A 13,844-nucleotide genomic window follows, 5' to 3' on the forward strand; every position below is an offset into this window, starting at 1 on the left:
TTATACAAGCATCTTACATAAATCACTGGAAGATTTCCATACTGTTCACACTTTCTACAAAAAAAATATGAGCCTATCTCAAGAACTTAGTTCCGCTCATCAAACTCCCGTCTCAAGGATCAGACGGTCGTAGATCTCCGTCAGCGTCTGGATCATCTTGGAGGATAAAGTATACGCGTTTTGGTATTTGACCAGGTTCGCTGCCTCTTCATCTTCATCAACGCCTGAATCAGACAGCCTCTGATTTGTAATAGTCTTCTCCAGCGAATTATAAGTATCCTCCAGCGTCTTGGAATTACTTCTGTTCAGCGCCACATCCGCCAACACCTTAGTCAGAAACTCCCCTGAAGTAGCGCCGCGAAAGATCTTCTGGGTGTCAAACATTGTTTTTAACTTCGTAAGATTCACAAATTCCGACTCACCTTCAGTGATATCAGCCTTGGTGGAAAGCCTGTCTGAGTTATCCTGAAGCACTTCGTTTACAGTGAAGTTGCCGCCCCGAAGCTTGTAATAGCCCTTGTTCTCAGAAAGGGTTGTGAGCTGTGCATAGCTGTACTGGGCTGCGGAATTCATATCCATTGATCCCGTGAGAAGGTTTACACCCTCCAGGGAATCTGAGGTATATCCGTTTACCATGATCTGGTTAACAGCATCGGAAAACTGCCTTATCCACTCGTTCATCTGCGACATATAGTAGGGAATTCCCTGATAATCATTGCCGTAGCCGATGGATACGTTGGCGTTGTTATCCGGGATACTGGTCAAAGTGTTTTTATCAATATAGAAGGTATAGGTGCTGTCCCCGTCAAAATCGAAGCTGTCATAGCGGTAATCCTTGGCTCCGATATGGATGCTGCCATCCTCGGGGATGCTGCACTTTGTCATATCTTTTAAGTATTCGGCGGTCACCTTAACCTCAACGGCGTAGGTATCGCCGGACTTATAGACGTCAGTTCCTTTTCCGTGGAAATACTGATTGTTGTTGCCGTCTCTGATGGCAAGAAGTCCCTGGAGCTCGCCGCCAATCAGCTTGGAATCCAGCTCGAAGTATGACAACTCGCTGATGTCGTCGCCATCCTTATAGTTGCCGTAACCCCACTTGATATCGAAAAGACCGCTGACATCATTCTGATTGGTGGAACCGTCATCTTCCCTGGATACACAGATCATTTTTCTGTATTCATAGGTGTCAACCAGCTCGTAGCCCCCTGCAACCCAGATCTGATATCTTGTGGCGCCGGTCACACGGCTGGGATTGTTCTCGTCAACTACCGGAGTTTCCTTGGTCTCAACGGAGATCATCTTGGAGAGCTCGTCGATAAGAGTATCTCTTTTGTCCCTGAGCTCGTTGGCTGTGGTGCCTGTCATCTCAATGATGTTGATCTGCTTGTTTATAGAAGCAACCTCCTGGGCGATGGAGCTGATGCGGTCTGCGCAGAGCTTGATCTCCGCGTTACAGTCCGCCTGCTCGTTCTGGAGGCTGGAATATATGTTGTTAAAATACTCAGTGAGGGCCTTCATATTGGAAACGAAGGTGGCCTTGGTCTCTGTGGTGCCTGCTGCCGTCATCACAGACTCAAGGGATGCTTCCATTTTGGAAAAAAGTGATGAGAAACCGGTGGTTCCGTCATCGTCCATGTACTCCTCGATGAGGCTGTTGTAGTAGTTCTTCTGAGTGGCGGTTCCCCTCAGCTGTTCGTTGTTTCTGTACTTGGCATCATAAAAACTGTCTCTGACTCTCTCTATGGCAATGGTATCAACACCGGCTCCGGCGCAGCCGTAGGTGGCAAAAACTCTCAGGGCGTCACTGGCCTCCTGTTTTACCTTCTGCCTGCTGTAGCCGTCGGTGTTGGCATTGGAAATATTATTCGCTGTGGTGTTCAGGGCTGCGTTGGCTGCGCGAAGTCCCGATGCTGCGATATTTAATCCGAAAAATTGAGAAGTCATAGGATTCCTCCATTATGAGCCTAAGGTTGAAACCAGATGCTCCAGCATTTCGCTTACTACATTTATATATCTTGAAGATGCGTTGTAGGCGTTCTGATACATGATCATGAACTCCAGCTCTTCGTCGCTGGATACGCCTACGATCTGCTCTCTTGCTGACTCTACTGCTGATACGGTCTTTTCCTGGGCCTCCTTGATGGAATTGTAGACATCCGCTGAGTTGGCCACCTGGGAAACAAGGCTGTTGTAATAGGTGATAAAACTGTTTCTTGTGGAAACGTTTGGATTAAGTACGTAATCCTCTTTTGTGAAAGCTTCCTTCAGCTCTGTCATGGTAGCGGTATCTTCGTTGCCGTCGATGGTCCTGAAGGTAAAAAGTGTAGGATCCTGGATGAGCTTGGGATTTACCTGGGTGTTCTTGATGGTAAGGCCCGTGAGCACTGTTCCGGGAGGATTGTCCTCACCCACTCTGTAAACCAGCTTGTCCTCTTCGTTTGCCACGGAGAAAAGAGTGAATTCTGAGGGCATTCCCGCTGTATCATCCAGAACTCCGGGGTTACTTTCCGCATTTTCCATGATCTCGTTTATCTTGGCCATGATGTTGTGGATCATCTGGTCGAACTCGGCTTCCACGTTCATTATCACGGACTGGGCTATCTTTTCGTTGTAATAATCCTTGTCTTCAACGATATCGTGGTAGTTGGCGTTACGATCGCCCCTTGCCAGTAGCACTGACTTGAGCTTGCCGATATCTGTATTTATTGAGGTGGAAATAGGTGTTTCCAGGTCAAAAACGTGTGCTCCGTCAATGGAGATCACTGTTCTTGAGCCGTCGTAGTTAAGTTCGGTGGTTGCTGCGTATTCCCAGTAAGGAGTGTTATATCCCGCAGGGCTTCCGCCCTTTTCCTCCGAAAGGGAATGGTCACAGGCTATATGATTTACATGGTCTGTGGTGATAAAGCTGGATCCTTCAAAAAGAACTATGCAGTTTCCGAAGATGTCTTCGTGATAGTCGATCTTGCCGTAGGTCCCAAGCCTGTCCAAAAGAAGGTTTCTTTCGTCGCGAAGGTCATTGGCCCTCTCAATCTTATTTGATTCAATGCTTACTATATCTTCATTGAGCTCTCTGATGCGGTCTCCGATGTAGTTGATGTCCTCCACCATGTCCACCACGATGGAATCCATGTTTGCCTGATAGTTTTCAAGGCCTTCATAGACGCTTTTTGCTCTTGTCAAAAATTCGTTTGCTCTGGTGACCAGTGCGCTCTGGTTAACCGCAGAGCAGGGGTCCTTGGCCAGCTCCTGAACTGCTACCCAGAGGTTATTGAGGGATTCTGCGAACTCAGTTCCCTGCATTTCCTGGAGCTGATCCTCCACCTCCTCAAGGGCCTTTACGGAAACATCATAAAAAGCGGATCTTCCGGTCTCTACCCTGTAGGAGATATCCAGAAATTCGCTTCTCACCTGTTTGCAGTTGCTGTAGTTTACGCCGGTTCCGATCTGTTTGGGGGCAATGCAGTCAAATCTGTTCTCTAAAGTCTGATATGCTCTCGTTCCCTGGGATACCTGCTGCCTGGTGTAGCCGTCGGTATCCATGTTTGACATGTTGTGGGCCACGGTATTAAGGGCATTTTGCGTTGCCTGCAGGCCGGAAGAGCCTACGTATAAATTTGCCATGAGTGACATATCGCTACCTCTACTTATTGATTCCCTCTACATATGCCCAAAATACGAATCACTCCGTAAAAAGCACTCTCGTGATTCTCCAGGCATTCGGAATCCGCACATTTAAAAAGCAAAATGGCTACTTCCTCATGCCTTTTTGGGTCTTCAGAATGCCAAATCATATGCATGCAAGCATGCATGATTTGTCTTCTGATCCCCTAATTTTGGGCAAAATAAAGACACTACCGCGTTTCCCCGGTTACCCTAGCGAGTTATCTACATGCATCCGCAGTACTTTCTTCATAAAGTACTGCTTTACTGCTTTGCATCAAACCCGCCCGATGTGTAACCTAAACAATCGCCTGTAGTGTCTAACGCTCTGGAATAATTTGCTGTTTGCGGAGCACTCTTAGACGCCTGGATGATGTTCATCTCGAATTGCACCATCTCCAATGAACTTAGAAGAAGTTCCTGGTTCTGGCCGTTTACACGTCTGACATTATCGGTGACACCTCTTAGTCTGTCCCGCTGTACTGCCAGATTCTTCTGATCTTCAGGTCTTTTTTCAAGGACTACGATCAGATCGGTCAGTTTCAATGAATCAACATCCCTGTTGAGTACGTTTGCAATATCCTTCATGGCCGTTTCACGCTTCTTTTCCAGGCCCTGGATACCGCCTATCACGCACTGCTCCTCATCCGTGATCTTCGCAAGTTCCTCAAGATCGCCCTTTATGATAATGACGGTCTTTCGGGTCGATAACTCCAGTAATTTCTCGTACATTGTGCATTCCTTGTCAAGTATTTCCACAAGGTTTTCCATAAGACTTGCCACTGGAATCATCCTCCTATATTCGATTTAGTTGTAAGCGGCTCTATAATCAGAGGCCTTCAAATTTTGCCAGTAACTTGTCAGCAAAAGCCTCACCACTAACATCATAAGTACCATTTTTAATAGCAGCTTTGAGTGGAGCTACGACATCTTCCCTGATATTCGGCACTTCACTTACAGCCTGTTTGGCAACCTGGATATCTTTTCCAATAGAAGAGAATGATACTGTATCCCTTACATCATTAGTCTTCTTGAGCTGCTGGGTCTTATTTACTTTGTTGTTTGTGTAGATCTGCTGGACCTGACTGTATGCTTCTATTCGCATAATCTTTTCCTCCTTCCCTGGAGTATTTTTGTTTTTCTACTTCATTTATCGGAAGAATCCTTTTTTACTTTAGCCTTTTCCAAAAACTTTTCCCCCAAAGTTTTTGGATGAAGTAGACGAATACTCCGGGCAATACTTTAAACTGTTGATGTTTACTAGCTTTTCCCTGCTATGGGGAATCCTTGCTACGATAGATATATCGGATGAATTTTAAAATACTTTATAGTTATTTTACAATTTTTTGAATTTTTTTAAAAATTATTGTCATCCTTTGACTTAGATCATGCTGTTGAAATAATCTTCTGTAACTTGTAACTGTTTCTTGAGTATTTCCTGCCACATATGAGGCCTTATCTCACCACTTCCTCTGGATACCTTCGTTCTTTTAATACTGCCATCCGGCATTACTTTTCTGTAGTAATAATGATTGGTATCCTTATATAATTCCCATCCGTCCCTTTCACAAAAACGCTTCAGTTCTTTCCATTTTGGCATACAATATCCTCCAAAATGGAATCGGTATCTAACGTCAGTGCCTTAAAGACATAGGGAATATGTCCCTTTCTGTTCGGAGCCTTAGACCAAACATTGTATTCAGAATAGAATTCCTCTGCATATTCCTTAATATATTCAGCGAGTCTTCTCTTAGTAGCTTCCAGATCAGCATCATTAACTACAATGTCAAGTTCTCTTAGGCTCAGAGTCACACTGCCATCGTCTTCATCATACTTATCCGCAGTATACTTATATCCCGCCAAAAGTTCATTAAGAGTGGAAACATCCATAAGCGCGATATTATCATGAGTCCTTTTAATATATGCAGGCTTATCATGCACAATGGCATCAAGGGTTACTGACCAGTTTTTTCTAACATCCGTCGCATTCAAAACATTCATATATAATCCTCCATATGTTCATATTATAGCAAAGTGTACACAATGTCAACAATGTACACTTTTAGTCAAACAACGAGGTCGGTTCCTACTGAGGCATTTTTGCCGAGGCACCGTCCCGGGATTGCGGAAAATACCGATTTCTAGCGAAAAACAGCCCTGTTGGTGATAGGCTTCAATATATATTGATATATATTGGGGGCCTGTCTCCAACAGGGCGTTAGTTATTCTATATTACTCGGTATTTCCGCCATAACCTTCCCGGATCAAGTATTTCTCCCAATCGGAAGAAATACTAATCACCTCAAACTGCGGGAGGCTTACTTTACTCTACATCCTGAAGTGCGGCTACGCCTTCTTCGCCGGTACGTACCTTAACTACGCGGCTTACGTTGTAAACGAAGATCTTACCGTCTCCGATATGTCCGGTGTAAAGAGCCTTCTTGGCGGCATCAATAACCTTCTGAACAGGAATCTTGGAAACGATGACTTCAACTTTTACCTTAGGAAGCAGTGTTGAGTCAACGGTTGCACCACGATACTTCTCTGTGGAACCCTTCTGAACGCCGCAGCCCATAACCTGTGTCATGGTCATACCGGTTACGCCCAGCTCGTTGAGGGTCTTCTTAAGGGTGTCGAACTTAGCCAGCTTGCAGATGATGGAAACCTTGTGCATTCCGGTGTCGAACTCAGGTGCAAGAGGTGCTTCAACAGCTACAGGAACTGCAGCATTCTTCTTTGCCTCAGATGCAAACTCGTAGGAATCCTCACCAAGATCTGTGTTCTCGTTAACATCAACTGTAAGAGTGTTTGAAATATCCATGATGGAGAATCCTGCATAAGCAGATGTAAGGCCATGCTCTGTGGAATCAAGACCAAGGATCTCTTCTTCCTCTGTAACTCTAAGGCCGATAGTAGCCTTGATGATAAGGAATGCGACTGTGATTGTGACTGCTGTCCATGCTGCTACTGTTGCAAAGCCAAGGAGCTGAATTCCAAGGGTATGGAAGCCGCCGCCGTAGAAAAGACCAACTACGCCTGTCTCCTCGTTGCCGGGAGCTGTAGGTGTTGCGAAAAGACCAACTGCGATTGTTCCCCAGATACCGTTCATCATGTGAACCGCAACGGCACCAACGGGATCGTCAACTCTGAGAACATAATCAAGGAACCAAACACCGAAGCAAACAAGAAGTCCGGCTACTGCACCGATAACGATGGCACCAAAGCAGTCTGTTACATCGCAGGGAGCTGTGATAGCTACAAGACCTGCAAGAGATGCGTTGAGGGACATTGAAACATCGGGCTTACCATACTTAACCCATGTAAATACCATTGTTACACATGTTGCTACTGCGGGAGCTACTGTTGTTGTAAGGAAAATTGAAGCAAGCTGCTCCTTAGATGTTGCTGCTGCGCCGTTGAAACCATACCAGCCAAACCAGAGGATGAAGCATCCGAGAGCGCCGATTGCAAGGTTTGAACCCGGGAATGCGTTAACTTCTTTGATCTTGCCGTCCTTGTCCTTGCTGAACTTACCGATACGGGGACCAAGTAAAGCTGCGCCGATAAGAGCTGAGATACCACCTACCATGTGAATTGCGCAGGAACCTGCGAAATCATGGAAGCCAAGCTGCGCAAGCCAGCCGCCGCCCCAGATCCAGTGTGCCTCGATGGGGTAGATGAGACCTGAGATAACTCCTGAGTAGATGCAGTAGGATAAGAACTTGGTTCTCTCTGCCATGGCTCCTGATACGATGGTTGCTGTTGTAGCACAGAATACCAGGTTGAAAACGAAATTAGAGAAATCAAAATTTGCATAGGATGTGAAGATATCAAAGCCGGGCTTTCCGATAAAGCCTGCAAGATCTTCACCAAGTAAAAGTGAAAAACCGATGAGAATGAACATTACTGTTCCGATACAAAAATCCATGAGGTTTTTCATAAGGATGTTTCCTGTGTTCTTGGCTCTTGTAAAGCCTGCCTCCACCATGGCAAATCCTGCCTGCATCCAGAACACCAGGGCGGCTCCGATAAGGAACCATACGGCAAATACGGTACTGGTGGATGATTCCGATACCAAACTCATAATAGCTTCTTCTGTCATAATATTTCTCCTCCTAATTATTTTTTTATAAAAAAGAGAGCTGTCGGACTCCCATAAAAAAAGTCCAACAGCTCCCTTGCTGTCTTTACAGATTACTGTATCCCATTAAGTATTCATCAATATCTCTCGCGCAGTTCCTGCCTTCCACGATGGCCCAGACAACCAGTGACTGTCCGCGGTGCATATCCCCTGCGGTGAAGACCTTGTCAGCACTTGTCTTGTACTCACCCTCAGCTGTCTCCACAACGCCTCTTCCTGTCAGCTTTACCTTGAAGGCCTCGGCGGTGTACTCCTGACAGCCGATAAAGCCTGCGGCTATAAGAAGAAGTTCGCATTTGATCTCCTTCTCGGTGCCTTCTACCTCAGTGAGCTTGCCGTTTTCGAACTTCACCTGCACTGTCTTTATGGCTGAGAGCTTGCCGCTCTTGGTGATAAGCTCTTTTACCGTGGTCTCGTAGATCCTGGGGTCATGGCCGAATCTCTCGATGGCTTCCTGCTGGCCGTAATCGGTCTTAAGAACCTTGGGCCATTCGGGCCAGGGGTTGCTTGCAAGTCTCTCTGTGGGCGGTGCCGGCATCATCTCCAGCTGGGTTATGGATCTGCAGCCGTGCCGGATACAGGTTCCGACACAGTCATTACCGGTATCTCCGCCGCCTACAACCACAACGTGCTTGTCCTTGGCGCTGATGAAGGTGCCCTCTTTAAGTCCGCTCTCCAGAAGGCTCTTGGTGGTGGATTTAAGGAAATCCACGGCGTAGTGAACACCTTTTACCTCGGTGGAGTCCTTAACCCCAAGGGGTCTTGGCTTCTTGGCGCCGCAGCAGAGCGCTATGGCGTCGTACTTCTTGTTAAGCTCCTCCGCAGTGATGTCTACCCCAACATTCACACCGGTCTTAAATACAACTCCCTCTTCCTCCATGAGCTTTCTTCTGCGGTCAATGACTTCCTTCTGAAGCTTCATGTTGGGAATGCCGTACATCAAAAGTCCTCCGATGCGGTCCTCTCTCTCATAGACCGTTACGCTGTGGCCTCTGTGGTTCAGCTGGTCTGCCACCGCAAGGCCCGAAGGTCCGCTTCCTATTACAGCAACCTTTTTCCCGCTCCTTACCTTGGGAATCCTGGGCTTCATATACCCTTCCCTAAAAGCGGTTTCGATGATATACAGCTCATTGTTGTGAACCGTTACCGGATCGTCATTTACTCCGCATATGCATGCCTTCTCGCAAAGCGCCGGGCATACACGGCCTGTGAACTCCGGAAAATTACTGGTTTTAAGAAGTCTTGATAAAGCGTGGGGAATGTGCTCGTGATAGATCTCATCATTCCACTCGGGGATAAGGTTGTGAAGGGGACACCCGGTAACCATTCCCTTTAGCTTTATGGCTGACTGACACATGGGGACGCCGCAGTTCATGCAGCGGGCACCCTGGAGCTTTCTGGCATTAGCATCCAGGCAGCTGTGAAACTCCTTAAAATTCAGGATTCTCTCGGATACAGGTATTACCTTATCCTCAACTCTTTTATATTCCAAAAAACCTGTCGCCTTACCCATTTTCATGCTCCTCTGGTAATCTCGTTGAATGCTTCAAGTACTGCATTTTCATGAGAAATACCCTGTTCTTCAAACTTGCCGATAGCGCTTATAACCCTCTGATAGTCATGTGGAACTATCTTCTTGAAGTGAGGGATATGGCTTTCAAAATCTGAAAGGATCTCTTTTCCAAGCTCGGAACCGGTCTCCTTGACATAGTCCTCAAGGATGTCCTTAAGCTCCTGAATGTCGTACTTCTCGGAGAGTTCCTCTAATGAAACCATCTCCTTGTTGATCCTTCTGTAAAGATCGTGGTTAACATCCAGTACATAGGCGATTCCGCCGCTCATACCTGCTGCAAAGTTCTTGCCGGTCTGACCAAGGATAACTGCTCTTCCGCCTGTCATGTACTCAAGACCGTGATCTCCGCATCCTGTGGCTACCGCTGTGGCTCCTGAATTTCTTACGCAGAATCTCTCGCCGGCCACACCGTCGATATAGGCCTTTCCTGAGGTTGCACCGTAGAGGGCAACGTTACCGATGATGATATTCTCTGAAGGCTTAAATGCTGCATCCTTGGGAGGAACAACTATGATCTTGCCTCCGGAAAGTCCCTTGCCCAGGCCGTCGTTGGCATCTCCGGTGAGCTTCATGGTCATGCCCTTTGGAATAAAGGCTCCGAAGGACTGTCCAGCACCGCCTGTAAGGTTCACCACGAAGGTGTCGTCCTTTACCTCGGTGCCAAGCTTGTCGGTGATGACGCTGCCCATGATGGTTCCGACGGCTCTGTTGGTGCTGCTTACAAGAGCATCATCCTCGTGCTTTTTGCCGCTCTCAATGTATTTCTCGAACTTTGGTAAAAGAACTGCTTCGTCCACAGTCTCTTTTAACTTAAAGTCGTAGGAATGCTTTGGATCAAAGTGCCTTGCGGAAACTCCCGCATATTCCTTGTTAAGGATCTGAGAAAGGTTGACCATCTCAGCTCTCTTGGTTATCTGTTTTTCCTTCATCTCAAGGCAGTCGGTCCTTCCGACCATCTCATCAACGGTCCTGAATCCCAGCTTCGCCATGATCTCTCTCATCTCTTCTGCGATAAAGAGCATGAAGTTCATAACATATTCGGGCTTACCCACGAAGCGCTTACGAAGAACCTCGTTCTGGGTTGCAATACCGAAGGGACATGTATCCTGGCTGCAGACCCTCATCATCATGCATCCCATGGTTACCAGCGGAGCTGTGGCAAAACCAAACTCCTCGGCCCCCAGAAGGCAGGCAATAGCTACATCTCTGCCGCTCATGAGCTTACCGTCAGTCTCAAGGATGACGTGATTACGAAGGCCGCTCTCTATCAGTGCTCTGTGGGCCTCGGCTACGCCAAGCTCCCAGGGAAGACCTGCGTTGTGGATGGAGCTAAGGGGTGCTGCTCCTGTTCCTCCGTCATAGCCCGATACCAGGATTACCTGGGCTCCCGCCTTGGCAACACCTGAAGCTATGGTTCCGACTCCTGCCTCAGAAACAAGCTTTACGGAAATCCTTGCCTTTCTGTTGGCATTCTTAAGGTCGTATATAAGCTGCGCCAGATCCTCGATGGAATAAATATCGTGATGTGGCGGCGGTGATATCAGTGATACACCGGGGGTTGAAAATCTTGTCTTTGCAACCCATGGATAAACCTTTTTTCCGGGAAGATGTCCGCCCTCACCGGGCTTAGCGCCCTGGGCCATCTTGATCTGGATCTCCTGAGCACTTAAAAGATATCTGCTGGATACTCCGAATCTTCCGGATGCCACCTGCTTGATGGCTGAATTCCTGATGGTGCCGAATCTCTCAGGATTCTCGCCGCCCTCACCGGTGTTGGATTTTGCTCCTAAGGTGTTCATGGCGATGGCCATGGTCTCATGGGCTTCCTGGGAGATGGAGCCATAACTCATGGCTCCGGTGTTAAATCTTTTTACAATCTCTGCTGCAGGTTCTACCTGATCCAGAGGAATTGCCTTTTTCTTAGGTACAAACTCAAGGAGTCCTCTAAGGGTGTGAGGTCTGTCGTCATCCACCATGGCGGTGTACTCCTTGAAGCGCTCGTAGCTGCCGCTCTGGCAGGCCTGCTGCAGTGCGATGATGGTCTGAGGATTGTAGAGATGATCCTCCTTGTCGTCGCCGCTTCTTAGCTTGTGGAAGCCTGTGCTGTCAAGGGTTGTATCGGTTCCAAGACCAAGGGGATCAAAGGCATGGTCGTGAAGGAACTTGATACCTTCCTCGATCTCCTCTATACCGATACCACCGATACGGCTTACTGTGCCGGTGAAGTAGTTGTCGATGACTTCCTTGGAAAGGCCGATGGCCTCGAAAATCCTTGCCGACTGGTAGGACTGCAGTGTGGAGATACCCATTTTTGCCGCGGTCTTAACAATTCCGTGAAGGATTGCAAAATCGTAATCGGCGATGGCTGTGTGGTAGTCCTTATCCAGGATCCCTATATCTATCAGCTCTGAGATGCACTCATGAGCCAGATAGGGGTTGATGGCTCTTGCGCCAAAGCCCAGGATAGTTGCCATCTGGTGAACATCCCTTGGTTCGCCGCTCTCAAGGATGATGGAAACGGCGGTTCTTTTCTTGGTCCTAACCAGGTGCTGCTCCACTGATGAAACTGCCAGAAGTGAAGGAATTGCCACGTGGTTCTCATCGATTCCTCTGTCTGAGAGGATGATGATGTTGCTTCCCTTGGCGTAGGCCCTGTCAACGGTGATGGAGAGCTGCTCAAGAGCTTTTTTAAGGGAAGTGTTCTTATAATAAAGAAGTGAAACAACCTCGCTCTTAAAGCCGGGCTGATTAAGGCTCTTTATCTTCATAAGGTCTACCCCGGTAAGGATGGGGTTGTTGACCTCCAGAACTCTGCAGTTTTCGCCTTTTTCCTGAAGAAGGTTACCGTCGGATCCGATGAATACTGTGGTGTCGGTGACGATCTCTTCACGGAGGGAATCAATGGGAGGATTGGTTACCTGGGCGAAAAGCTGTTTGAAGTAGTAAAAAAGCGGCTGATGCTTCTCGGACAGCACTGCCAGAGGAACATCATGTCCCATGGAGGCTGTGGCTTCCACGCCGTTCATGGCCATGGGAAGGATTCCTGTCTTCACATCCTCGTAGGTGTAGCCGAAGACCTTATAGAGCTTGTCTCGCATCTCCTGGGTGTGGGTCGGAATCTTTTTGTTAGGTATTGTAAGCTCCGAAAGATGAAGGAGGTTTCCGTCCAGCCACTCACCGTAGGGCTGACGGGCTGCGTAGTAGTTCTTGCACTCCTCATCGGAGATAATTCTCTTCTGCTGTGTGTCCACAAGAAGGATTTTTCCGGGCTGGAGCCTTGACTTTTTCACGATATGAGAAGCTTCTATATCAAGTACGCCAACCTCGGAAGAAAGTATGAGCCTGTTGTCATCTGTGATGTAGTATCTTGAAGGACGAAGGCCGTTACGGTCCAGTGTGGCTCCAAGGATATCTCCATCTGAGAAAATGATAGCTGCCGGTCCGTCCCAGGGCTCCATCATGGTGGCGTAATAATGGTAAAAGTCTTTTTTGCTCTCCTCCATGAAATGGTTGTGCTTCCAGGGCTCCGGTATGGTCATCATGACTGCCAGTGGCATATCGATGCCGTTCATGTACATGAATTCCAGTGTATTATCAAGCATGGCTGAGTCTGAGCCGCTCTTATTTACCACAGGGAAAATCTTGTCTGTATCTTCCTCGCTCATGATAGGAGAAACGATAGTCTCCTCTCTGGCCAGCATTCTGTCGATGTTACCTCTGATGGTATTGATCTCGCCGTTGTGGGCGATCATCCTGTAGGGATGAGCTCTTTCCCAGCTGGGTGTTGTATTTGTTGAAAATCTAGAGTGAACCATAGCGATGGAGGTCTTGTAATCAGGGCTCTGGAGATCCTCATAAAAGGCTCTGAGCTGCTTTACAAGGAACATTCCCTTATAAACAATGGTCCTTGAGGATAAAGAGGTGATATAGGTATCTTCGCTGCTCTGCTCGAACTCTCTTCTGCAGACGTAGAGTTTTCTGTCAAAGGCAAGGCCTCTCTCACATTCCTCGGGTCTTTCGATGAAGCACTGGCAGATGTAGGGCATGCAATCCCTTGCCAGATCTCCGAGGATCTCGGGTCTTGTGGGAACCTCTCTCCATCCAAGGAATGTAAGGCCGTTCTTTTCACAGATGACTTCAAACATTCTTTTTGCGAAGGTTCTTTTAAGCTCATCCTGTGGAAAAAAGAACATACCTATTCCATAGTCACGGCTTCCCTTAAGGGAAATACCGCAACGTCTTGCTGCTTTTGAGAAAAAAGCGTGTGAGATCTGCAGGAGAATACCTACGCCGTCTCCGACTTTTCCGCTGGCGTCCTTTCCTGCGCGGTGCTCCAGCTTTTCTACTATTGAAAGGGCATCATCAAGGACCTTGTAATCGGCGTGGCCGTCGATGTTGACCACCGCGCCGATTCCACAGGCATCATGCTCTATGTTGTCGTTGTATAAAGTAGAACCCATTTTTTCA

9 protein-coding genes are annotated in these 13,844 nt (G+C 47.6%); all 9 read right to left on the reverse strand.

Annotated features, from left to right (window positions below; genetic code table 11):
- Positions 1-99: 99 nt before the first annotated feature.
- The 9 genes from flgK (T359_RS0108905) to gltB all read right to left on the reverse strand — a co-directional run bounded on the left by flgK (T359_RS0108905) (position 100) and on the right by gltB (position 13,837).
- Positions 100-1,947 carry a flagellar hook-associated protein FlgK gene (flgK, locus tag T359_RS0108905; RefSeq protein WP_026517168.1) on the reverse strand — a complete coding sequence of 616 codons (1,848 nt, stop codon included), beginning with the start codon at positions 1,945-1,947 and terminating at the stop codon, positions 100-102.
- A 12-nt stretch (positions 1,948-1,959) separates the two neighbouring features.
- Positions 1,960-3,633: a flagellar hook-associated protein FlgK gene (gene flgK, locus T359_RS0108910; protein WP_026517169.1), complete on the reverse strand. Its 1,674-nt coding sequence runs from the start codon at positions 3,631-3,633 to the stop codon at positions 1,960-1,962.
- Between the two features lie 294 nt (positions 3,634-3,927).
- Entirely contained in the window at positions 3,928-4,446 is a 519-nt protein-coding gene (locus tag T359_RS0108915; RefSeq protein WP_242839070.1) for a flagellar protein FlgN, read from the reverse strand.
- A gap of 46 nt (positions 4,447-4,492) precedes the next feature.
- Positions 4,493-4,768: a flagellar biosynthesis anti-sigma factor FlgM gene (flgM, locus tag T359_RS0108920; protein WP_026517171.1), complete on the reverse strand. Its 276-nt coding sequence runs from the start codon at positions 4,766-4,768 to the stop codon at positions 4,493-4,495.
- 276 nt (positions 4,769-5,044) lie between these two features.
- Positions 5,045-5,263, reverse strand: coding sequence for a hypothetical protein (locus T359_RS0108925; protein WP_026517172.1), 219 nt, complete (start codon positions 5,261-5,263; stop codon positions 5,045-5,047).
- Positions 5,242-5,664, reverse strand: a complete 423-nt coding sequence (locus T359_RS0108930; protein WP_026517173.1) for a hypothetical protein — start codon at positions 5,662-5,664, stop codon at positions 5,242-5,244. Before T359_RS0108930 ends, T359_RS0108925 begins: the two co-directional genes overlap by 22 nt.
- Before the next feature lie 322 nt (positions 5,665-5,986).
- On the reverse strand, positions 5,987-7,765 hold the full coding sequence (locus T359_RS0108935) for an ammonium transporter (protein ID WP_026517174.1): 1,779 nt from the start codon (positions 7,763-7,765) through the stop codon (positions 5,987-5,989).
- An 85-nt stretch (positions 7,766-7,850) separates the two neighbouring features.
- Complete coding sequence (locus tag T359_RS0108940; protein WP_026517175.1) at positions 7,851-9,317, reverse strand: glutamate synthase subunit beta; 1,467 nt, start codon at positions 9,315-9,317, stop codon at positions 7,851-7,853.
- Positions 9,318-9,319: 2 nt separating this feature from the next.
- Positions 9,320-13,837 carry a glutamate synthase large subunit gene (gltB, locus tag T359_RS0108945; RefSeq protein ID WP_026517176.1) on the reverse strand — a complete coding sequence of 1,506 codons (4,518 nt, stop codon included), beginning with the start codon at positions 13,835-13,837 and terminating at the stop codon, positions 9,320-9,322.
- Positions 13,838-13,844 lie beyond the last annotated feature (7 nt).

It is taken from the genome of Butyrivibrio sp. MC2021, assembly GCF_000621605.1.
In the GTDB taxonomy this organism is placed as follows: domain Bacteria; phylum Bacillota; class Clostridia; order Lachnospirales; family Lachnospiraceae; genus Butyrivibrio.